Annotated in this window: 3 protein-coding genes; all 3 read right to left on the bottom strand. The window is 37.6% G+C overall.

Annotated features, from left to right (window positions below):
- Positions 1-375, bottom strand: a 375-nt coding sequence (locus OS139_RS13600) for a BppU family phage baseplate upper protein (protein WP_325067020.1), incomplete at its 3' end; no start/stop codon positions are given.
- Positions 375-1,424 (bottom strand): hypothetical protein, encoded by a 1,050-nt coding sequence (locus OS139_RS13595; protein WP_325067019.1) that lies wholly within the window; start codon positions 1,422-1,424, stop codon positions 375-377. The genes OS139_RS13595 and OS139_RS13600, both read right to left, overlap by 1 nt.
- On the bottom strand, positions 1,425-1,793 hold a 369-nt coding region (locus tag OS139_RS13590), incomplete at its 5' end, for a phage tail protein (protein WP_325067017.1).

Raw genomic sequence — 1,793 nt, 5'->3', positions numbered from 1 at the left:
AAAAGTAAAACGACCAGCCGTATCTAACGAGCGGTCGTCTGGGAAATCAATATATACGCTACCTTCTACTTTACCGACATATCCTAAAATATTATCTTCTAATACGATAGATACAATACCATTCACACGATCTTCAATGGTGGCAAGATAGTCATGTTTTCCATATCCGTCTTCTGCTGTTGCAGATCTAAATATCAGACGAATAGGAACCGTAGTTCCTTCTGGTAGGCTCTGAGGAATTCCGTTTTTTCTTACTAACTTCATTCGAAGCTTGGCTGTTCCTCGATCATGCGACCAAAAAACAACATTCGTATCATTGGGCTTAATTGCTTCCGCTTGGATCATAATGATCGATTCATTCATTTTATAAACCATCAGCTTAACACCTGCCCATTGTTGATAATCAAACCTCTGCCGATAATTTTATTTTCAGTTGTCGCAAATCCTGCAGCTGGCTTGGCATATCTAGCAGTTGCTGCATCAACATACACCCCAATGTTATTTCCTGAACCCTTCAAGTCGCCCACGTTAAACTCTGATAACAAACGAACTTGCACAGCTATGTCTTGATTAATGAATGTTGTTGAACCATACATATTCATCTTAGAAGTCCCACCTACGTATACAGCGTTATATGCCAAGGATTTAGTATTCTCCGCAAATTTGCATTGACTAATAGCCATATAGCCACTCTGTTCATTGACAATTCCATACTGTCTTCCTTGAAAAAGTGGAGAATTTGCAGTGTCAACGATCTGCATTCCGACGATTTGACAATAGCCAGTGCACGTTGCGAACATAATACTTCTAACTTTTATTGGACAATCAGACACTTGAGGGTCTAATGTGCTGGTATCATTTAAAGGACGTATGACAAATGTTCTAAATGTTAAACCATTGACATATACATCTTCCAAATACACCCCATCGCTAATCCAGATGGTGACAGATGATGTAGTAATTAGCGGAACCGAATTGACTGCAGTTTGGATCGTGAGAAATGGTTTCTCTTGGGATCCATCTCCAGTCTGGTCGTTTCCATCCTTTGAAACATAAATACTGATGGGTTCGTTATACCCTCCAATAATTTGTTGGACTGCTTTGTTTAATTGCTCTACTTGTTCTTTCTGACTAGCGGCATTTGTAATTAATTCACTAATTTGTTCGTCCGACAGGTTTTCATGTTCTAATAATCTGCCATGTAATGTATCAAAGATTTCTCCCTTATTATTTACACGTGCATCCACTACTTCGTTAGGAGAATCACCGCCTGAATGAAGCACGAGATTATCAATACGACTGTTAGTTGCTTTGTCTTGGTCAGACAATTTCTTTTCAAGATCATTGAGATAGTCAATGTTTTTATTGAATGTTTCTTTCCATTTTAAAGCGATATTATTTGATATTAGTTTAACAAGCCCCATCTACATCAGTCCTTTCTTAGCAAGATTTGCCAGTATTGAAGTGATTGTTTTCTTGGTATTTGATAATACAATCTCTGGCGCTTTATTAGGGATAGCTGGATAATCAGTAATTCCCACAACTTGAATGTAGGTACTTATATTCAAAGGTTCATAAACAAAAAGAACCTTATCCCCTTTATTAAGAGATACAGCCCATTTTAGTGTTACGGATCCTGAAACATCTGGATAGTCGTGTAACTGTTGTTTTAGATATTCAATCATATTATTTTGAATAGTGTAACGTTCGTCTTCTATTGGGTCTTGTATCCTGATTCCCCATTTCTGTGATTCGGGACTGGTATAAGTAACTGGACTAAAATAATACGAGTC

The sequence above is a fragment of the Enterococcus sp. E4-223 genome, from assembly GCF_035727065.1.
GTDB classification, from domain to species: domain Bacteria; phylum Bacillota; class Bacilli; order Lactobacillales; family Enterococcaceae; genus Enterococcus_B; species Enterococcus_B faecium.
Note: the sequence above shows the minus strand (reverse complement) of the source record. Positions and strands in the feature narration are given on the sequence as shown.

Excerpts from the sequence above, each read along its gene's own strand:
- OS139_RS13595 (WP_325067019.1), bottom strand. The coding sequence starts at position 1,424 with ATGGGGCTTGTTAAACTAATATCAAATAATATCGCTTTAAAATGGAAA.